Source organism: Bacillus sp. CPT56D-587-MTF (assembly GCF_058792335.1).
In genome coordinates this window covers 5,035,001-5,053,746 of the sequence record NZ_JBYTEF010000001.1, presented here as the reverse complement: position 1 = coordinate 5,053,746, position 18,746 = coordinate 5,035,001, and the positions used below count along the sequence as shown (strand labels likewise).

Sequence of the window (18,746 nt, the reverse complement as noted above, 5' to 3'; positions counted from 1 at the left end):
CGAAAACGTGGCTAAAAAATCTATGATAGCGAAACAAAAGCGTACTCCTAAGTTTAAAGTACAAGAGTATACACGTTGCGAACGCTGCGGTCGTCCGCATTCTGTATACCGCAAATTTAAACTTTGCCGTATTTGTTTCCGTGAACTTGCATATAAAGGTCAAATTCCTGGTGTTAAAAAAGCTAGTTGGTAAAACCCACAAATGGGAAGGAGGTAAAACACATGGTGATGACAGATCCAATTGCAGACATGCTTACTCGCATCCGTAATGCGAACATGGTACGTCATGAGAAATTAGAGGTTCCTGCTTCTAAAATCAAAAAAGAGATCGCTGAACTTTTAAAACGTGAAGGTTTCATTCGTGATGTAGAATACATCGAGGATAACAAACAAGGTATCCTTCGTATTTTCCTGAAATATGGTGCAAACAATGAACGTGTAATCACTGGATTAAAACGTATCAGTAAACCTGGCTTACGCGTTTACGCTAAAGCTGACGAAGTACCACGTGTACTTAACGGATTAGGTATCGCTCTTGTTTCTACATCTAAGGGAGTAATGACAGACAAAGACGCTCGTCAATTACAAACTGGTGGAGAAGTAGTAGCATACGTTTGGTAATATATATTTAAAACGAACGGAGGTGTGACCACATGTCTCGTATTGGTAAAAAGATTCTTGAAATCCCTGCAGGTGTTACTATTACAGTTGCAGAAGACAATACTGTAACAGTAAAAGGCCCTAAAGGTGAATTAACTCGTACTTTCAATGCTGATATGCTTATCAAAATTGAAGAGAATACATTAACAGTTGAGCGTCCATCTGAACAGAAGGAACACCGTGCATTACACGGTACAACTCGTGCTTTAATCGGAAACATGGTTGAAGGTGTAACTGAAGGTTTCGCACGCGGACTTGAATTAGTCGGTGTTGGTTACCGTGCTCAAAAACAAGGTGATAAACTTGTATTAAGCGTAGGTTATTCTCATCCAGTAGAAATGACTCCGGAAGCAGGTCTTGAAGTTGAAGTACCTGCACCAACTAAGATCGTAATTAAAGGTATCGACAAGCAACGTGTTGGCGAATTCGCTGCTAACATCCGTGCTGTACGTGCTCCTGAGCCTTACAAAGGTAAAGGTATTCGTTACGAAGGCGAAGTTGTTCGTCGTAAAGAAGGTAAAACTGCTAAGTAAACCCGTTAGGTGAGAGAAAGGAGTGACAAGAATGATCACTAAAGCTGATAAAAATGCGACTCGTAAGAAAAGACATGCACGTGTACGTGCTAAACTTACTGGTACTGCAGAGCGTCCACGTTTAAACGTGTTCCGTTCTAACCAACATATTTACGCTCAAGTTATTGATGATGTGAATGGTGTAACGTTAGTAAGTGCATCTACTCTTGATAAAGACCTTGCTCTTAACGGTACTAGCAATATTGAAGCTGCTACGAAAGTTGGAGAATCAGTTGCTAAGCGTGCTGTAGAGAAAGGCGTTAAAGAAGTAGTATTTGATCGCGGTGGTTACTTATACCATGGCCGTGTTAAAGCTCTAGCTGAAGCTGCTCGTGAGGCTGGATTACAATTTTAATGGTCAAAGGAGGGAAAATTGATGCATCGCATTGACCCAAGTAAATTAGAACTTGAAGAACGTGTAGTTACGATAAATCGTGTCGCGAAAGTTGTTAAGGGTGGTCGTCGTTTCCGCTTTGCTGCACTAGTTGTAGTTGGCGATAAAAACGGTCATGTTGGATTCGGTACTGGTAAAGCACAAGAGGTACCAGACGCAATCCGTAAAGCTATCGAAGACGCTAAGAAAAACTTAATCGCTGTACCATTAGTTGGTACAACAATTCCACACACAATCAACGGTCATTTTGGCGCTGGTGAAGTATTCTTAAAACCTGCTGCTGAGGGTACTGGTGTTATTGCTGGTGGACCTGTTCGTGCGGTCCTTGAATTAGCTGGTGTACAAGATATTCTTTCGAAATCTCTTGGTTCTAACACACCAATCAACATGATTCGCGCTACTGTGAACGGATTAAGCGAACTTAAGCGCGCTGAAGATGTTGCAAAATTACGCGGTAAATCTGTAGAAGAGCTACTAGGTTAAGGAGGGAAAACAAATGGCGAAAAAGTTAGAAATTACCCTCACTCGTAGTGTAATTGGTCGTCCACAAGATCAACGTGCGACGGTAGAAGCTTTAGGTCTTAAAAAGTTGAATTCAACTGTAGTTAAGGAAGAAACTCCTGCTATTCTTGGTATGATCAACAAAGTTTCTCACCTTGTAACTGTAAAAGAAGCTTAAGGATAACTCATTAATATAAGGAGGTGCCTGGGAATGAAACTTCATGAATTAAAACCTGCAGAAGGTTCTCGTAAAGTACGTAACCGTGTCGGTCGTGGTATCGGTTCTGGTAACGGTAAAACTGCTGGTAAAGGTCATAAAGGACAAAACGCACGTTCTGGCGGCGGTGTTCGTCTTGGCTTCGAAGGTGGTCAAACTCCATTATTCCGTCGTTTACCAAAACGCGGCTTCACAAACATTAACCGTAAAGAGTTTGCTATTGTAAACTTATCAACGTTAAATCGTTTTGAAGATGGTACAGAAGTAACACCTGAATTATTGCTGGAAACTGGCGTTATCAGCAAGTTAAACGACGGTGTTAAAGTTCTTGCAAGCGGAGCAGTAGAGAAAAAACTAACTGTTAAAGCGCACAAGTTCTCTTCAAGTGCTAAAGAAGCAATTGAAGCAGCTGGCGGATCAGTTGAGGTGATCTAATGTTTCGTACAATCTCCAACTTTATGCGCGTTGCTGAGATAAGACGTAAAATATTATTCACTTTAGCGATGTTAATCGTATTCAGGATTGGCACGTTTATCCCCGTGCCATTTACAAATGGAGACGTACTGAAGGCACAAGATCAATTAAATGCTTTAGGTATTCTAAATACATTTGGCGGTGGAGCCTTGAAAAACTTCTCCATCTTTGCGATGGGAATCATGCCGTATATTACAGCATCCATCATCGTGCAATTATTGCAGATGGATGTTGTTCCTAAATTTTCGGAATGGTCGAAGCAAGGTGAAATGGGCCGTCGTAAAGTAACGCAATTCACGCGTTACTTTACAATTGTTCTTGCGTTTATTCAGGGGTTTGGTATGTCAATCGGTTTTAACGGTATGGTAGGTGGACAATTAATTTTGAATCCAGGTTGGAGCACTTATTTATACATTGCTACGGTACTGACTGCTGGTACTGCATTTTTAATGTGGTTAGGTGAACAGATTACAGCTAAAGGTGTAGGTAATGGTATTTCCATCCTTATCTTTGGCGGTATTGCCGCAGCGATCCCAAGTGTTATATCTCAAGTGTATCAGCAACAGTTTCAAAATATCGGAGATCAATTGTTCATGAGTATCGTTAAAGTTGCATTGATTTTACTAGCTGTGCTAGCAGTTATTGTGGGTGTTATTTTCATTCAACAGGCTGTTAGAAAGATCCCAATTCAATATGCGAAGCGTGTAACAGGAGGAAATGGTGGTTATGCTGGAGCACAAAACACACATTTACCGCTTAAGGTAAATAGTGCTGGTGTTATTCCAGTAATTTTTGCTGTTTCATTCTTAATTACGCCTCCGACTATTGCACAGTTCTTCCCGAAACATGATGTATCGCAGTGGATTATTGCAAACTTTAACTATTCTCACCCAGTGGGAATGATCATATATGTTGCGCTCATTGTAGCCTTCACATATTTCTATGCATTTGTTCAGGTTAATCCAGAGCAAATGTCAGAGAATCTAAACAAGCAAGGTGGATATGTTCCAGGTATTCGTCCGGGTAAGAATACGGAACAATATCTAACAAAAATCTTGTATCGTTTGACCTTTGTAGGATCAATTTTCCTAGCAGCGATTGCAATCTTACCAGTTATCTTTACGAAATTGGGAAATCTTCCTCCATCTGCACAGATCGGTGGAACGAGTATGTTAATCGTTGTCGGCGTTGCTTTAGAAACAATGAAGCAGCTAGAAAGCCAACTGGTAAAACGCCATTACAAAGGGTTTATCAAGCAGTGAGTAAGTGGGAAGAATTGTCTTCCCTACATGCTCATGTACTCTGAGGGGGAACAAGGATGAACTTAATTTTAATGGGGCTTCCTGGTGCTGGTAAAGGTACACAAGCCGAACAGATTGTTGCCAAGTATAACATCCCTCACATTTCAACAGGAGACATGTTCCGTGCAGCTATGAAGGCTGAAACTGAAATGGGTCTACAAGCAAAATCTTTTATTGATAAAGGTGCACTTGTTCCAGATGAAGTTACAATCGGAATCGTTCGTGAACGTTTAAGTCAAGACGACTGCGTAAGAGGTTTCTTACTAGACGGTTTCCCACGAACTGTTGCACAAGCATCAGCTCTTGAAGAAATTATGAAAGATCTTGGCAAAAAAATCGACTATGTTTTAAACATTAATGTGGATTCAGGGTTGTTATTAAAACGCCTTACAGGCCGTCGCATTTGTAAAGAGTGCGGTGCGACTTACCACTTAGAATTCAATCCACCAGCAAAAGCTGATGTGTGCGATAAATGTGGTGGCGAATTATATCAACGCTCTGATGACAATGAAGAAACTGTAGCAAATCGTTTAGATGTAAATATTAAGCAAACAAAACCTTTGCTTGATTTCTACGAAGAGCTTGGTTACTTACAAAGCATTAATGGTGAGCAAGATATCAATAAAGTATTTGCTGATATCGATGTTCTCATCGGAGGCTTAGCGTAATGATAATCTGCAAAACTCCTCGCGAGATAGAAATCATGCGAGAAGCTGGCAGGATCGTTGCTTTGACTCATCAAGAGTTGAAACAGCACATTACTCCAGGAATTACAACGAAAGAGCTCGATCAAATAGCGGAAAAGACGATTCAAAAATATGGTGCTACGCCATCTTTTAAAGGATACAACGGATTTCCGGGGAGCATATGTGCTTCTGTAAATGAAGAGCTTGTACACGGAATTCCAGGGAAGCGCAAGCTCAAAGAGGGCGATATCATCAGTATCGATATTAGTGCGAAATACAATGGGTACCATGGAGATTCTGCATGGACGTATCCAGTTGGAAACATTTCTGAATCTGTTCAAAAGCTACTTGATGTCACAGAAAAATCGTTGTATCTTGGTCTAGAACAAGTAAAACCAGGCGAGAGATTATCAAATATCTCACATGCGGTTCAAACCCATGCTGAAGAGAATGGATTCTCGATCGTTAGGGAGTATGTTGGTCACGGAATCGGGCAAGACTTACATGAGGACCCTCAAATCCCGCACTATGGTCCACCAAATAGAGGCCCTAGATTAAAGCCGGGAATGGTCATCTGTGTTGAGCCGATGGTGAATCAAGGAAGACGATATGTAAAAACACTATCTGATGACTGGACAGTGGTAACGGTAGATGGTAAATGGTGTGCCCATTTTGAGCACACGATTGCTCTTACAGAAGCAGGATACGAAATCCTTACCACTTTATAAGTAGCTGGCTCTCCGGGATTTCAGAGCAGTGTAAAATGTTACTGATTTGAAGAAGGGAGAACTATTGAATGGCTAAAGATGATGTAATTGAAGTCGAAGGTACCGTTCTTGAAACGTTGCCAAATGCTATGTTCAAAGTAGAATTAGAGAATGGGCATGTCGTATTGGCTCACGTTTCTGGTAAAATCCGTATGAACTTCATTCGTATTTTACCAGGAGACAAAGTTACGGTAGAATTATCTCCGTACGATTTAAATCGTGGTCGTATTACGTACCGTTTTAAATAATATAGCACTCCGTAATCTTTAAGGAGGTTCGAGACATGAAAGTAAGACCGTCAGTTAAACCAATCTGCGAAAAATGTAAAGTTATTCGTAGACGTGGAAAAGTAATGGTTATTTGTGAAAACCCTAAACATAAACAAAAACAAGGTTAATCAGAAGGAGGTGCATTCGTAATGGCACGTATCGCAGGTGTAGATATTCCTCGAGACAAACGCGTTGTTATTTCTTTAACTTACGTATTCGGCATTGGTCGCACAACTGCTGAAAAAATTCTTGCTGAAGCAGGTATTTCTGAAGAAACACGAGTTCGTGATTTAACGGAAGACGAATTAGGACGTATCCGTGATATCATCGATCGTATTAAAGTTGAGGGAGACCTTCGTCGTGAAGTATCTCTTAACATCAAACGTCTAATGGAGATCGGTTCTTACCGTGGTCTTCGTCACCGTCGTGGTTTACCAGTTCGTGGTCAAAACTCTAAAAACAATGCTCGTACACGTAAAGGTCCACGTCGTACAGTAGCAAATAAAAAGAAATAATAAGTAAAGGAGGTTGAACTAACAATGGCACGTAAAACAAACACTCGTAAAAAACGTGTGAAAAAGAATATTGAAGCTGGTATAGCTCATATTCGTTCTACTTTCAACAACACAATCGTAACACTTACAGATACTCACGGTAACGCACTTTCTTGGTCTAGTGCTGGTGCACTTGGTTTCCGTGGATCTCGTAAATCTACTCCATTCGCTGCGCAAATGGCTGCTGAAACTGCTGCTAAAGCTGCAATGGAACACGGTTTAAAAACTTTAGAGGTTACTGTTAAAGGTCCTGGTGCTGGTCGTGAAGCTGCAATTCGTGCTCTTCAAGCTGCAGGTCTAGAAGTAACAGCAATTAGAGATGTTACTCCAGTTCCTCATAATGGATGTCGTCCACCAAAACGTCGTCGTGTGTAATTTTTCTGTATAGAATTTTCCCTTTTGTCTATAATGGATATGATGCATTATCGAGAAATTTCGTACAGAAACATCGCTTGTTGTGCACAATCGGGAACTGCCTAAGGGGGACTTTCGGTTAGACAGGGGTTATACCTTTGTTTAACCGGGGTTTCGACGTTTTGAAGGAGGGTTTAGTTAATGATTGAAATCGAAAAGCCGAAAATCGAAACGGTTGAACTTAACGAAGATGCTAAATATGGTAAATTCGTAATTGAACCGCTTGAGCGTGGATATGGTACTACTTTGGGTAACTCCTTACGTCGTATTCTTTTATCCTCACTCCCTGGTGCCGCTGTTACTGCTATCCAAATCGATGGCGTATTACATGAATTTTCAACAGTTGAGGGCGTAGTAGAAGACGTTACGACGATCATCTTAAACTTGAAAAAGTTAGCTCTTAAAATCTACTCTGAAGAAGAGAAGACGTTGGAAATTGATGTACAGGGCGAAGGTATTGTCACAGCTGCTGATATTACTCACGATAGTGATGTAGAAATCTTAAATCCAGATTTACACATTGCAACGTTAGCAAAAGATGCGCATTTCCGCGTGCGTTTAACTGCAAAGCGTGGCCGTGGGTATACGCCAGCTGATGCAAATAAAAGCGAAGATCAACCAATAGGAGTAATTCCTATTGATTCTATTTATACTCCAGTATCACGTGTGACTTACCAAGTGGAAAAGACACGTGTCGGACAAGTGGCTAATTATGATAAGCTTACGCTTGATGTATGGACGGATGGAAGCATCGGGCCAAAAGAAGCTATCTCTTTAGGTGCCAAAATCTTAACTGAGCATTTAAATATCTTTGTTGGTTTAACTGATGAAGCACAAAATGCTGAGATTATGGTCGAGAAGGAAGAAGATCAAAAAGAGAAAGTTCTTGAGATGACTATCGAAGAACTAGACCTTTCTGTTCGTTCTTATAATTGCCTAAAACGTGCAGGAATTAATACTGTACAAGAGCTTGCGAACAAAACAGAAGAAGATATGATGAAAGTTCGTAACTTAGGACGTAAATCCTTAGAAGAAGTTAAACATAAACTTGAGGAATTAGGTTTAGGTTTACGTAAAGACGACTGAGGATTTAAACCCATCAACAAAGGAGGGAACTACGAATGGCATACAGAAAATTAGGCCGTACAAGTGCGCAACGTAAAGCTATGTTACGTGATTTAGCTACTGATTTAATTATCAACGAGCGCATCCAAACGACAGAAACTCGTGCAAAAGAACTTCGTTCTGTAGTGGAAAAAATGATCACTTTAGGTAAACGCGGAGATCTTCATGCTCGTCGTCAAGCAGCAGCTTTCATTCGCAATGAAGTAGCTAACGCTGAGACTGGTCAAGATGCACTTCAAAAACTATTCGCTGATGTAGCTCCACGCTATGCTGAGCGCCAAGGCGGATACACTCGTATTGCAAAAATTGGTCCACGTCGCGGAGACGCAGCACCAATGGTAATTATCGAGTTAGTATAATGATAATTAAAAGGGCAGGACAGTTCTTTTCAAGAAACTGGTCATGGCCCTTTTTTTTAAATATAAAAATAGGCTAACTTGGCGAAGGAAAGGGTGCCTTCTATTGAAAAAAGAGAAACTTCGGATAGAAAATATATCATTTCAATATCCTGGGGCAGCCACTTATGCATTAAAAGATGTTTCATTTTCCTTATATGAGGGAGAATGGGTATCTATTATTGGACAAAACGGTTCAGGAAAGTCTACACTTGCAAAATTATTGAATGGTTTGTTTTTGCCAGAAGCAGGGACTATTACAGTAAATGATACAATGGTTTTATCAGAGGAAACGGTATGGGATGTTCGAAAACAAATTGGAATGGTATTTCAAAATCCAGATAATCAATTTGTTGGAACGACAGTGCAAGATGATGTTGTATTTGGCTTGGAGAATATCGGAATGCCAAGAGAACAAATGATTGAAAGATTAGAACAGGCCTTGCAACTTGTCCGTATGGAAGATTTTCTTAATGATGAGCCTCATTCCTTATCTGGTGGGCAAAAGCAGCGAGTGGCAATAGCAGGCGTTTTAGCACTTCAACCATCTATTTTAATATTAGATGAAGCAACGTCAATGTTAGACCCTCAAGGGAGACGTGAAGTAGTAGAAACGGTTAGACAACTTGTTACTCAAAAAGGTATTACCGTGTTATCAATTACGCACGATTTAGAAGAAGCGGCACAGTCAGATCGTGTCATTATTTTAAATAAGGGAGAAATATTAGAGGAAGGGACTCCAGAAAAAATTTTCAAATCCTCTCATATGCTCCAAGAAATTGGCTTAGATGTACCGTTTTCGGTGAAAATAGCAGAATTATTAAAAAGAAATGAAATTCTCTTGCAAAATACGCATCTTACAATGGAAAGCTTGGTGAACGAACTTTGGAGATTACATTCCAAAAAGTAGAACATCGTTATCAATATAAAACTCCATTTGAAAGACGCGCACTTTATGATGTAGACGTGTCGTTTCCAAGTGGGGGCTATTATGCCATTATCGGTCATACTGGTTCAGGAAAGTCGACGATGATTCAACATTTAAATGGTTTATTGCAGCCGACAAATGGTACAGTTCAAATTGGTGAACATTTGATTTCGGCAGGAAAGAAAGAAAAAAAGCTAAAGCCACTACGTAAAAAAGTAGGGGTTGTCTTTCAATTTCCAGAACATCAGTTGTTTGAAGAGACTGTGGAGAAAGATATTTGTTTCGGCCCTACTAATTTTGGAGTATCTGTAGACGAAGCAAGGCAAAAGGCTAGAAAGGCAATTGAACTTGTAGGGCTAGAACCAGAACTGTTAACACGTTCTCCGTTCGAATTAAGTGGTGGACAAATGAGACGTGTTGCTATAGCGGGTGTACTGGCAATGGAACCTGAAGTGCTTGTATTAGATGAACCTACAGCAGGACTAGATCCAAAAGGGCAGAACGAACTTATGGAGATGTTTTATAAGCTGCACAAGGAGAAGGGTCTTACAGTCATCCTTGTAACGCATAATATGGAGGATGCTGCTCAGTATGCGGAGCAGATTGTAGTTATGCATAAAGGAACGGTCTTTTTGCAAGGAAGTGCAGAGGAAGTATTTTCACATGCTGATGAACTAGAGAAAATTGGTGTGGATCTTCCTATGTCATTAAAGTATAAACGTGCAATTGAAGAGAAGTTTGGTATTTCAATTCCAAAGGCTACCTTATCTTTAGAGGATCTTACTCATGAAGTTGTGCAGGTGTTACGAAAAGGTGGTCATGAATCATGCAGCAGTTGATTATTGGGAGATATATCCCGGGGAATTCACTTATTCATCAACTTGATCCACGTACGAAGCTGCTGATTGTCTTTTTATATGTATTTGTTGTTTTCTTAGCAAATAATGCGATTTCATATGGATTTTTATTTTTATATGCACTCATTGCTTTATTTTTTGCAAAAGTGCCGATTCGTTATGTACTTTCGGGCTTAAAACCAATTTTATGGATTTTTCTTTTTACATTTTTCCTGCATATTTTTACAAATAAAGAGGGGGATGTACTATTCCAGCTTGGTTGGTTTTCGATATATGAAAAAGGATTAGAGCAAGGGATATACATTTCTGTACGATTCTTCGTTATTATTTTAATGACGACATTATTAACGTTAACGACGACACCTATTGAAATTACAGATGGTTTGGAGACGTTATTAAAGCCGTTGAAGCGTATAAAGGTTCCTGTTCATGAAATCGCATTAATGATGTCAATTTCTCTTCGTTTTATCCCGACATTAATGGATGAAACGAGTAAAATAATGAAAGCACAAGCGTCACGTGGTATTGATTTTGCCGGGGGACCGATAAAAGATAGAATGAAAGCTATTATTTCACTGCTCGTTCCTCTGTTTATCAGTGCTTTTAAGCGTGCAGAGGACTTAGCCATTGCGATGGAAGCTCGTGGATATCAAAGTGGTGAAGGACGTACTAAATTTAGGCAACTACGCTGGAAAACAAGCGATACAGTAACGATTGTCAGCTTATTTTGTTTAGCTTGTATTTTGGCATGGGTGCGATCGTAATGGAGAATAGAGAAATGGATAGAATAAAATGTACGGTTGCATATGATGGCATGCATTTTTGTGGTTATCAAATTCAGCCGAACCATCGTACTGTTCAACAGGAGATAGAAAAAGCATTGCAGAAATTGCATAAGGGAGAACTTGTTCGTGTTCAGGCATCTGGTAGAACAGATTCTACAGTTCATGCAAAAGGACAAGTAATACACTTTGATACTCCTTTGTCTCTTGAAGAGTGGCAATGGAGTAATGCTTTAAACACAATGTTGCCAGATGATATTGTTATTAGGCAAGTAGAGAAAAAAACAGAAGAATTTCATGCACGTTACGGTGTTGAGAAAAAAGAATATCGTTATCGTGTATTATTATCAAAGACTGCGGATGTATTCCGTAGAAATTACGTATATCAATATCCATACCCGCTCGAAATCAACTCTATAAGAAAAGCAATTCCTTATTTTATTGGAACGCATGATTTTACTTCTTTTTGTTCGGCAAAAACTGACAAAAAAGATAAAGTGCGAACAATTTATGAAATCGAGTTAATTGAACAAGATGATGAAATAATTTTTCGTTTTGTAGGTAATGGATTTTTATATAATATGGTCAGAATTATTGTTGGTACGTTACTTAGCGTAGGGCAAGGAAAGCTTGATCCTGATAGCATTCCAGAGATTTTAGCGAAACAAAATCGTCAGTTTGCTGGAAAGATGGCTCCAGGTCATGGGCTTTACTTATGGGAGGTAAACTATAACAACTAATCCTGGTGTAACATTTGCTTGACATTAGAAACTCAAAAGTATATCATAACATATGGTATTGTTTCTAAAACCACGATTAGCCCCGGAAGGAAATCGTGTTTAAGATAAACAATAGATTTTTTCTATGGAAAAGATAACGAGGAGGGAAACACATGCGTACGACTTTTATGGCAAAAGCTAACGAAGTTGAGCGTAAATGGTATGTGGTTGATGCTGAAGGTCAAACTTTAGGTCGCCTTGCTAGTGAAGTAGCATCCATTTTACGTGGTAAAAACAAACCTACATTTACACCACACGTTGACACGGGTGATCATGTAATTATTATTAACGCTGAGAAAATTCATTTAACAGGTAATAAATTAAACGATAAAATTTACTACCGTCACACTAACCACCCAGGTGGACTTAAGCAAAGAACAGCTCTTGAAATGCGTACAAACTACCCTGTACAAATGTTAGAGCTTGCAATTAAAGGCATGCTTCCAAAAGGACGCTTAGGCCGTCAAGTTTCTAAGAAACTTAACGTGTATGCTGGAGCAGAGCATCCACACCAAGCACAAAAACCAGAAGTTTACGAACTTCGCGGATAATTAATTAAAGGAGGGCTTACTTTGGCACAGGTTCAATACTATGGCACTGGACGTCGTAAGAGTTCAGTAGCGCGCGTACGCCTAGTTCCAGGCGAAGGACGCGTTATCATTAACGGTCGTGATTTTGAAAACTATATCCCATTTGCTGCATTACGTGAAGTAGTGAAACAACCTCTAGTTGCAACAGAAACTTTAGGTAACTACGATGTACTTGTAAACGTAAATGGTGGTGGATACACTGGTCAAGCTGGTGCTATTCGTCACGGTATTTCTCGCGCTTTATTAAAAGCTGATCCAGAATACCGTCTAACACTAAAACGTGCAGGTCTATTAACTCGTGACGCACGTATGAAAGAGCGTAAAAAATACGGTCTTAAAGGCGCACGTCGTGCACCTCAGTTCTCAAAACGTTAATTTTTGCGAACTACAAACCCCAACCATTTTGGTTGGGGTTTTTTTATGTTTCATTCCTCTTTTGCAATTTTTATAGCTTGGAATATTTTAGTGCTACCGCCGCGCGTATGCTTCTTCTTTAGAAGTTTAGACTAATACGTATTAGGGAGGTTTATAAGTACTATGAATGTCATTGTCAGCTTACAAGAAAAACAAAAAGAAAAGCAGTTAAAATACGAGCGGAAGATGTTGCGGGAATTATCATTAAAAACATTGCGTTCAAATATTCGTGATGCCTTTCAAATGCAAGAGCTTCATCGTCAGTATGAAGATTACTGTATTGAATTAGGGATAGAATCTTATTTATTAGGAGCGAGATACAGTAAATTTGGTTATTATGGTGAATCGTTTTTTGATGTGAAATATAGAGCTTTAGAAGAAGAACAACAATTAACTGAAACGCTATTTCAATTTTTAACGAGTATGACTATGCGAGAAATAAAGTTGAAAGATGAGGAATTACTTTTTGAATCTTGTCAGCAGTTTATAGGATTGTGGTGGCAAGAAGGGTATGAAAAAGGTGAAAGAAGATATCGATTAAAGCTTCATTAAGACAAGCATAAACTTTCCTCTTGTCCCATATAAGTAATTAGAGGGACTAGCTGGAGGAGGAAAGGTATGAAGAGAATTCGAATTATCTCTTTTGCACTCGCTGCGGTTGTATTGTTTTTTTTAGTCAAGCAAGAATTTCAAATTACAAAATCGTGGCGAGCTTGGAATTTACCCTTATCAGGGAAAGTAATTGTATTAGATGCTGGGCATGGTGGACCAGATGGAGGGGCTGTTGGTGGAAAGGATATTATAGAAAAGGATATTACGCTTGAAATTACAAAAAAGGTACAAGACTATTTACAAGAACAAGGTGCACTAGTTATTTTAACGCGTGAGGGAGATTATGATTTAGCTAACAAAGATACAAAGTCATATAGTAGACGTAAAGCAGAGGATTTAAAAAAACGTGTAGAAATCATCAATAAACCTGATGTAGACTTTTTTGCAAGTATTCATTTAAATGCTTTAACTAGTAGTGGATCGAAAGGCGCACAAACGTTCTATTACCGCTCTTCGATTGAAAATGAACGTGCTGCAAAATTTATACAGGCTGAATTGAGAACAAGTTTAGAGAACACGAATCGTTCTGCTAAGACAATTTCGCATGTGTATTTATTAAAGTATTCTAAAACACCAGGTGCTTTAATTGAAGCCGGCTTTTTATCGAATGTGAACGAAAGGTATATGTTAAATTCGGAGAAATATCAGCAAAAGGTAGCAGCTGCAATATACCGTGGTATATTACGTTATTTCACGGAAAAAGGAAATCCTCCAGAATAAGGAGGATTTTTTTGAGCTTCTCTCGTTAACGAAGTTTTCGGAAAATATGTTATACTGGAAATGTAAACGCATTTATTTCAAGAATACGCAGAGATAAATTCAATTAACATTACGTTATTTTTCATACAGGGGGCTGGGCTAATTATGGTAACGAAAGAGCAAGTGGTTGAAGCGTTAGAAGGGATTGTAGATCCGTTTTTACATAAAACATTAAAAGAAACAAGTGCAATTAAAGAGGTAACAGTCAAGCCAGAGAAGGAACATGTGAGTGTTAAAATTGCAATCGTAAAAACCGGTACAGCGGAACAAATGCAGTTGCAGTCTGGAATTGTAAAGTTAGTAAAAGAACTTGGGGCAGCAACAGTTGGACTTCGTTTTGCAGAATTTACAGAAGAGGAATTGGCTCAGTTTGCACCGGAACAAGAAGAAGAGCAAAGTGAATCTTTATTGTCACCTAATTCAAAAACAACATTCTTAGCAGTAGCGAGTGGAAAAGGTGGCGTGGGAAAATCAACTGTTTCCGTTAACCTTGCAGTTGCTTTAGCTCGTTTAGGAAAAAAAGTTGGTATTATTGATGCGGACATTTACGGTTTTAGTGTGCCAGACATGATGGGGATAGAAAAACGTCCTATCGTAAGAGGTGACAAGATAATTCCGGTGGAACGTTTAGGTGTAAAGGTAATCTCAATGGGCTTCTTTGTAGAGGATAATGCACCAGTTATTTGGAGAGGACCTATGCTTGGGAAAATGTTAAACCACTTCTTCACAGAAGTAGAATGGGGCGATTTAGATTATTTAGTACTAGATTTGCCACCAGGCACAGGTGATGTTGCGTTAGATGTGCACTCAATGTTGCCATCTTGCAAAGAGATTATTGTAACGACGCCTCATCCAACAGCTGCGTTTGTAGCAGCGCGTGCTGGAGCGATGGCATTGCGCACTGAACATAGTATTCTTGGTGTTGTTGAGAATATGGCATATTTTGAAAGTAAGGTAACTGGTGAGAAAGAATATGTATTTGGAAAAGGCGGGGGAGATAAGTTAGCTACCGAATTACAAACGAATGTTCTTGGTCGTATTCCACTGCAACAACCCGATTGGAATAAAGAAGACTTTGCTCCTTCAGTATATGAAGATACACATACAACGGGCATTATTTATAGTAAAATAGCTGAAACAGTAATTGATAAAACAGCTGTTACACAAAAATAAAGTGAAACTTTAATCAGTGGGGTTCACCTGTTACTGACAACAATAAGGCTTTTGTTGCTAGTAAACCTTTCGTTTAATTAGAGGGGTCCATTTTGTCTGTTAATAGCAAGATAAAGTAATAACGAGTGGACAATATATAAATTGTCCACTCGTTATTATAGTTATTATTTTTTACTGTTCTTCCTTCTTCTCGCCTTGAGAACCACCGTCACCGCCTGCTTCTTTCTTACCAGATCCGCCTTTTTCAGCTTTTTGCACACCTTTACTAATGATATCAATCATCTTGGCTTGGAAGAGTGGACTTTCAGCAGTTTCTGTTAGTACTTGTTGTAGATATTGACGGTATTCTTTACTCTTCATTGTTTGTAACATCATTTTTTCTACTTCAGGATTTTTCATAATTTCTATAACGCCTGCTTGGTATTCAGGGTCTTTTAATAAGGTTTTCATTAATTGAGTTTGTTCTTTCCCCATACTTTTAGCAAATTTTGATGAGAACTCAGGATCTTTAAAGAGCTTTTCCCAGAATTGTTGCCCTTTATCGGATACCATGGCATCTTCAATCGTTTTCTTTACTACTGTTTCATCTAGTATGAGTGCTTGTTTCATTTTTTCATCAGTTAATACATCTTGAATAGCTTTCTTACCTTGATCTGTTTTTAAAATATCAACAATCATTTTCTTTGTTTGATCGTAATCTAGTTCGGATTTCGTTTCTTTTCCTTGTGCGCATGCTGCAAGTGCGATAAGTAGAAAAGAAGAAACGAAAATGAATAGCATCCGTTTCATAAGTTGGAACTCCTTTCAGCACAGTTCTCTCTTTTTAATATAAATATCTTTAAGGAATTTATACATGAACATGGCTAGCTTTTTGAAATTGTCATTGATACAATTTAATTAGAAATATAAGGATAATGGGGGATGTGTTGTGAATAGCCGCAAGTGGGTACGACTATTTTTAACGACGTTGTTTCTTGGTGGGATTAGCACAGTTATTATTGGTTTTGTTTTGGAGTGGGACAAGTACAATAAATTTTTTCAAAATTTCGACGGTAAGGAGATTTTAGCAGTATCTTTCTGGCTGATGGGTGTAGGATTTATTTTTAGTGTTATAAGTCAAATGGGATTCTTTGCATATTTAACAATCCACCGTTTTGGACTAGGGATGTTTCGCTCATCTTCTTTATGGAATGCAGTCCAGCTCTTCTTTATTGCATTCGTATTATTTGATTTTGTGTATTTAAGATCTGTACTTATTGCAAATGGGGAAGTCTCGTTAGGGAATAATATACTTGTTGCTGGAATGTTATTTGTGTTTGGAGCAATTGTTGCTTATGTAAAAAGTAAAGAAACAAATAAAAAAGCATTTGTGCCAGCTCTGTTCTTTATGGTTGTTGTAACGATCCTTGAATGGGTACCGGCGCTTCGGATTAATGATACAGATTGGTTATATTTAATGGTTATACCGCTATTGTTATGTAATGCATATCAATTACTTGTATTACATCGTTTAATCGGAAAAACAAGTAAATCAGCTTAATAGAGAGGTTTTATACAACATCAGTTATAATGTTGTAAATGGTATGATTAAAAAAGCTCTACTACCTTCTTGAAAGGTAGTAGAGCTTTTTATGCGTGAAGAGTAGTAGGGAAGAAGCTACTTCACATCTTCACTTTTCGTACTTGTGTTGGAAATAAGTTGTGAAACGGATATTTGCTCATATCCATCACTTTTTATTTTTTGCAGGAGCAGCGGTAAAGCTCTATTTGTTTGAAGGGCAGAATCGGATGCGTGTAATAACACGATATCTCCACCTTTCAAATTATTAGAGACAGTGGAAACGATGTTATTTACACCTGGGTTTTTCCAATCGTTTGAATTATTACTCCAATGCACGACGGTGTATCCAAGTGATTCTGCGATTTTAAGGGTTGCTTTGTTAAATTCGCCACTAGGTGGACGTAACAGCTTGACTTGTTTTACACCAAGTTTCGTAAAAACATCTTGTGCTCGTAAAAGGTCTCGTCTTATTTCATTTGTCTCTAGAGAAGTATAGGATGTGTAATTGTACCCCATACTACCGATTTCGTGTCCATCTTTCATGATTCGCTCTACAATATCGGGGTGTCTTTCGGCCCATGCAGCAGAAAGGAAGAAGGTTGCATTCTTAATTTCTTTTTCTTTAAGAGTATCTAGGATTGGAATTGCTTTTTTGTCTCCCCAACTAATATCAAACGTAAATGCAACTTGCTTTTTAGCGGTGTCTCCTTTGTAAATTACTTTAGGGCCTGTAGCAGTTGAAAAAGCAGATTCATGTGAATATGTTTTTAAAAAGAGTAGCCATGCTGTAAATAAGGACAGTATCACTATTAAGCTAATGTGTTTAAAATTTCTCTTACTCGTAATAAAAAAGAAAAACATAATATTACGCCCCTTTGTCCAATCCTTTTCAGTTACATATATGCTGGAAATATAAAAAAGAGAACAAAGGATTAATATCGTAAGTAGTGGATATAATGGATGATAGGATTGTGATAATTGAAAATGAGCGGAACGTTTATTGTTGCGTAAGGAATTATTGAGGTGATTGTTTGCTTGGGCTGATGTTGACAAAAGAAGAGAGAAAAGAAATGGAATACATATTGAAGAGAGAATTAGAGGAACTTTTATTTGATTTTGAAGATGAGCGTATTCATGAAGTTGTAAAAAAAGCTATGGAAGAAAGATATAAAATCATTTTCTGTTTATTCCGGAGAGTAGCTAACACAGAAGAATGTATTCGTTATGTAAGAAAAAGAATTTTTTATTAAAAAGTGTTGACGTTAATAGTTTGTATATGTTAAATTAATAACCGTCGCTGATGTGGAAACGCAGAAAACGACAAAAATAAATTAAAAAACTTAGTTGACATCGAAAAACGAAAATGTTAACATAAGGAAGTCGCAAATGAGCGACCAAGTAGTTCTTTGAAAACTGAACGAAACAAACAACGTGAAACGTCAATTTTTATTTTAGATGCTAGACAAACTAACTTTATTGGAGAGTTTGATCCTGGCTCAGGATGAACGCTGGCGGCGTGCCTAATACATGCAAGTCGAGCGAATGGATTGAGAGCTTGCTCTTATGAAGTTAGCGGCGGACGGGTGAGTAACACGTGGGTAACCTGCCCATAAGACTGGGATAACTCCGGGAAACCGGGGCTAATACCGGATAACATTTTGAACCGCATGGTTCGAAATTGAAAGGCGGCTTCGGCTGTCACTTATGGATGGACCCGCGTCGCATTAGCTAGTTGGTGAGGTAACGGCTCACCAAGGCAACGATGCGTAGCCGACCTGAGAGGGTGATCGGCCACACTGGGACTGAGACACGGCCCAGACTCCTACGGGAGGCAGCAGTAGGGAATCTTCCGCAATGGACGAAAGTCTGACGGAGCAACGCCGCGTGAGTGATGAAGGCTTTCGGGTCGTAAAACTCTGTTGTTAGGGAAGAACAAGTGCTAGTTGAATAAGCTGGCACCTT

29 protein-coding genes and 1 rRNA gene (1 of these 30 cut by a window edge) are annotated in these 18,746 nt (G+C 38.8%); 28 read left to right on the top strand and 2 right to left on the bottom strand.

Going from position 1 to position 18,746, the window contains the following annotated elements:
• Positions 1–7 precede the first annotated feature (7 nt).
• The 25 genes from rpsN to AC3WVZ_RS26145 all read left to right on the top strand — a co-directional run bounded on the left by rpsN (position 8) and on the right by AC3WVZ_RS26145 (position 15,223).
• Positions 8–193: a 30S ribosomal protein S14 gene (gene rpsN / locus AC3WVZ_RS26265; protein WP_001085700.1), complete on the top strand. Its 186-nt coding sequence runs from the start codon at positions 8–10 to the stop codon at positions 191–193.
• Between the two features lie 29 nt (positions 194–222).
• Entirely contained in the window at positions 223–621 is a 399-nt protein-coding gene (rpsH, locus tag AC3WVZ_RS26260; protein WP_000245511.1) for a 30S ribosomal protein S8, read from the top strand.
• 32 nt (positions 622–653) lie between these two features.
• The gene (gene rplF, locus AC3WVZ_RS26255) at positions 654–1,193 is read left to right on the top strand and encodes a 50S ribosomal protein L6 (protein ID WP_000086558.1); all 540 of its coding nucleotides are present in this window, start codon (positions 654–656) and stop codon (positions 1,191–1,193) included.
• A gap of 31 nt (positions 1,194–1,224) precedes the next feature.
• Positions 1,225–1,587 (top strand): 50S ribosomal protein L18, encoded by a 363-nt coding sequence (gene rplR / locus AC3WVZ_RS26250; RefSeq protein ID WP_000628816.1) that lies wholly within the window; start codon positions 1,225–1,227, stop codon positions 1,585–1,587.
• A gap of 21 nt (positions 1,588–1,608) precedes the next feature.
• On the top strand, positions 1,609–2,109 hold the full coding sequence (rpsE, locus tag AC3WVZ_RS26245; RefSeq protein WP_000554646.1) for a 30S ribosomal protein S5: 501 nt from the start codon (positions 1,609–1,611) through the stop codon (positions 2,107–2,109).
• A 13-nt stretch (positions 2,110–2,122) separates the two neighbouring features.
• A complete protein-coding gene (gene rpmD, locus AC3WVZ_RS26240; RefSeq protein WP_001085234.1) occupies positions 2,123–2,305 on the top strand; it encodes a 50S ribosomal protein L30 in 183 nt (60 codons plus the stop codon).
• 33 nt (positions 2,306–2,338) lie between these two features.
• On the top strand, positions 2,339–2,779 hold the full coding sequence (rplO, locus tag AC3WVZ_RS26235; protein WP_000766081.1) for a 50S ribosomal protein L15: 441 nt from the start codon (positions 2,339–2,341) through the stop codon (positions 2,777–2,779).
• Entirely contained in the window at positions 2,779–4,080 is a 1,302-nt protein-coding gene (secY, locus tag AC3WVZ_RS26230) for a preprotein translocase subunit SecY (protein WP_233935644.1), read from the top strand. The genes rplO and secY overlap by 1 nt, the downstream gene beginning before the upstream one ends.
• Before the next feature lie 56 nt (positions 4,081–4,136).
• Positions 4,137–4,787 (top strand): adenylate kinase, encoded by a 651-nt coding sequence (locus AC3WVZ_RS26225; RefSeq protein ID WP_001048989.1) that lies wholly within the window; start codon positions 4,137–4,139, stop codon positions 4,785–4,787.
• Positions 4,787–5,533, top strand: coding sequence for a type I methionyl aminopeptidase (gene map, locus AC3WVZ_RS26220; protein ID WP_233935643.1), 747 nt, complete (start codon positions 4,787–4,789; stop codon positions 5,531–5,533). The genes AC3WVZ_RS26225 and map overlap by 1 nt, the downstream gene beginning before the upstream one ends.
• A 68-nt stretch (positions 5,534–5,601) precedes the next feature.
• Entirely contained in the window at positions 5,602–5,820 is a 219-nt protein-coding gene (infA, locus tag AC3WVZ_RS26215; RefSeq protein WP_001029884.1) for a translation initiation factor IF-1, read from the top strand.
• Between the two features lie 35 nt (positions 5,821–5,855).
• Positions 5,856–5,969: a 50S ribosomal protein L36 gene (gene rpmJ, locus AC3WVZ_RS26210; RefSeq protein WP_000868344.1), complete on the top strand. Its 114-nt coding sequence runs from the start codon at positions 5,856–5,858 to the stop codon at positions 5,967–5,969.
• 21 nt (positions 5,970–5,990) lie between these two features.
• Complete coding sequence (rpsM, locus tag AC3WVZ_RS26205; RefSeq protein WP_000090788.1) at positions 5,991–6,356, top strand: 30S ribosomal protein S13; 366 nt, start codon at positions 5,991–5,993, stop codon at positions 6,354–6,356.
• 24 nt (positions 6,357–6,380) lie between these two features.
• A complete protein-coding gene (rpsK, locus tag AC3WVZ_RS26200) occupies positions 6,381–6,770 on the top strand; it encodes a 30S ribosomal protein S11 (RefSeq protein WP_000101798.1) in 390 nt (129 codons plus the stop codon).
• Positions 6,771–6,950: 180 nt separating this feature from the next.
• Positions 6,951–7,895, top strand: coding sequence for a DNA-directed RNA polymerase subunit alpha (locus AC3WVZ_RS26195; protein ID WP_000569643.1), 945 nt, complete (start codon positions 6,951–6,953; stop codon positions 7,893–7,895).
• Positions 7,896–7,930: 35 nt separating this feature from the next.
• On the top strand, positions 7,931–8,293 hold the full coding sequence (rplQ, locus tag AC3WVZ_RS26190; protein WP_000331490.1) for a 50S ribosomal protein L17: 363 nt from the start codon (positions 7,931–7,933) through the stop codon (positions 8,291–8,293).
• A gap of 103 nt (positions 8,294–8,396) precedes the next feature.
• Positions 8,397–9,239, top strand: coding sequence for an energy-coupling factor ABC transporter ATP-binding protein (locus AC3WVZ_RS26185; protein ID WP_000711757.1), 843 nt, complete (start codon positions 8,397–8,399; stop codon positions 9,237–9,239).
• Positions 9,215–10,096 (top strand): energy-coupling factor ABC transporter ATP-binding protein, encoded by an 882-nt coding sequence (locus AC3WVZ_RS26180; protein WP_000406535.1) that lies wholly within the window; start codon positions 9,215–9,217, stop codon positions 10,094–10,096. Before AC3WVZ_RS26185 ends, AC3WVZ_RS26180 begins: the two co-directional genes overlap by 25 nt.
• Complete coding sequence (locus AC3WVZ_RS26175) at positions 10,084–10,878, top strand: energy-coupling factor transporter transmembrane component T family protein (protein ID WP_001186526.1); 795 nt, start codon at positions 10,084–10,086, stop codon at positions 10,876–10,878. The genes AC3WVZ_RS26180 and AC3WVZ_RS26175 overlap by 13 nt, the downstream gene beginning before the upstream one ends.
• A gap of 14 nt (positions 10,879–10,892) precedes the next feature.
• Positions 10,893–11,636, top strand: a complete 744-nt coding sequence (gene truA, locus AC3WVZ_RS26170) for a tRNA pseudouridine(38-40) synthase TruA (RefSeq protein WP_002164804.1) — start codon at positions 10,893–10,895, stop codon at positions 11,634–11,636.
• Positions 11,637–11,788: 152 nt separating this feature from the next.
• Positions 11,789–12,226, top strand: coding sequence for a 50S ribosomal protein L13 (gene rplM, locus AC3WVZ_RS26165; protein ID WP_001260793.1), 438 nt, complete (start codon positions 11,789–11,791; stop codon positions 12,224–12,226).
• A gap of 21 nt (positions 12,227–12,247) precedes the next feature.
• Positions 12,248–12,640: a 30S ribosomal protein S9 gene (rpsI, locus tag AC3WVZ_RS26160; protein WP_000079986.1), complete on the top strand. Its 393-nt coding sequence runs from the start codon at positions 12,248–12,250 to the stop codon at positions 12,638–12,640.
• A gap of 162 nt (positions 12,641–12,802) precedes the next feature.
• A complete protein-coding gene (locus tag AC3WVZ_RS26155; protein WP_001101005.1) occupies positions 12,803–13,231 on the top strand; it encodes a DUF2521 family protein in 429 nt (142 codons plus the stop codon).
• Positions 13,232–13,297: 66 nt separating this feature from the next.
• Positions 13,298–14,011 (top strand): N-acetylmuramoyl-L-alanine amidase CwlD, encoded by a 714-nt coding sequence (gene cwlD, locus AC3WVZ_RS26150; protein WP_000822439.1) that lies wholly within the window; start codon positions 13,298–13,300, stop codon positions 14,009–14,011.
• 144 nt (positions 14,012–14,155) lie between these two features.
• On the top strand, positions 14,156–15,223 hold the full coding sequence (locus tag AC3WVZ_RS26145; RefSeq protein ID WP_000256628.1) for an Mrp/NBP35 family ATP-binding protein: 1,068 nt from the start codon (positions 14,156–14,158) through the stop codon (positions 15,221–15,223).
• 171 nt (positions 15,224–15,394) lie between these two features.
• Here the strand turns inward: AC3WVZ_RS26145 and gerD are convergent, their stop codons facing one another.
• Positions 15,395–16,012: a spore germination lipoprotein GerD gene (gerD, locus tag AC3WVZ_RS26140; RefSeq protein ID WP_000827295.1), complete on the bottom strand. Its 618-nt coding sequence runs from the start codon at positions 16,010–16,012 to the stop codon at positions 15,395–15,397.
• Positions 16,013–16,151: 139 nt separating this feature from the next.
• On the opposite strand from gerD, the gene kbaA reads away from it, so the two are divergent.
• Positions 16,152–16,763 (top strand): KinB signaling pathway activation protein KbaA, encoded by a 612-nt coding sequence (gene kbaA, locus AC3WVZ_RS26135; RefSeq protein WP_001088527.1) that lies wholly within the window; start codon positions 16,152–16,154, stop codon positions 16,761–16,763.
• 117 nt (positions 16,764–16,880) lie between these two features.
• On the opposite strand, the gene pdaB is transcribed toward kbaA, so the two are convergent.
• Positions 16,881–17,645: a polysaccharide deacetylase family sporulation protein PdaB gene (gene pdaB / locus AC3WVZ_RS26130; RefSeq protein WP_000464703.1), complete on the bottom strand. Its 765-nt coding sequence runs from the start codon at positions 17,643–17,645 to the stop codon at positions 16,881–16,883.
• A 170-nt stretch (positions 17,646–17,815) separates the two neighbouring features.
• Between pdaB and AC3WVZ_RS26125 the strand changes: the two genes are divergently transcribed.
• Positions 17,816–18,034, top strand: coding sequence for a hypothetical protein (locus AC3WVZ_RS26125; RefSeq protein ID WP_000901147.1), 219 nt, complete (start codon positions 17,816–17,818; stop codon positions 18,032–18,034).
• Between the two features lie 223 nt (positions 18,035–18,257).
• Positions 18,258–18,746: ribosomal RNA gene (locus AC3WVZ_RS26120) — 16S ribosomal RNA — on the top strand (it continues 1,063 nt past the right edge of the window).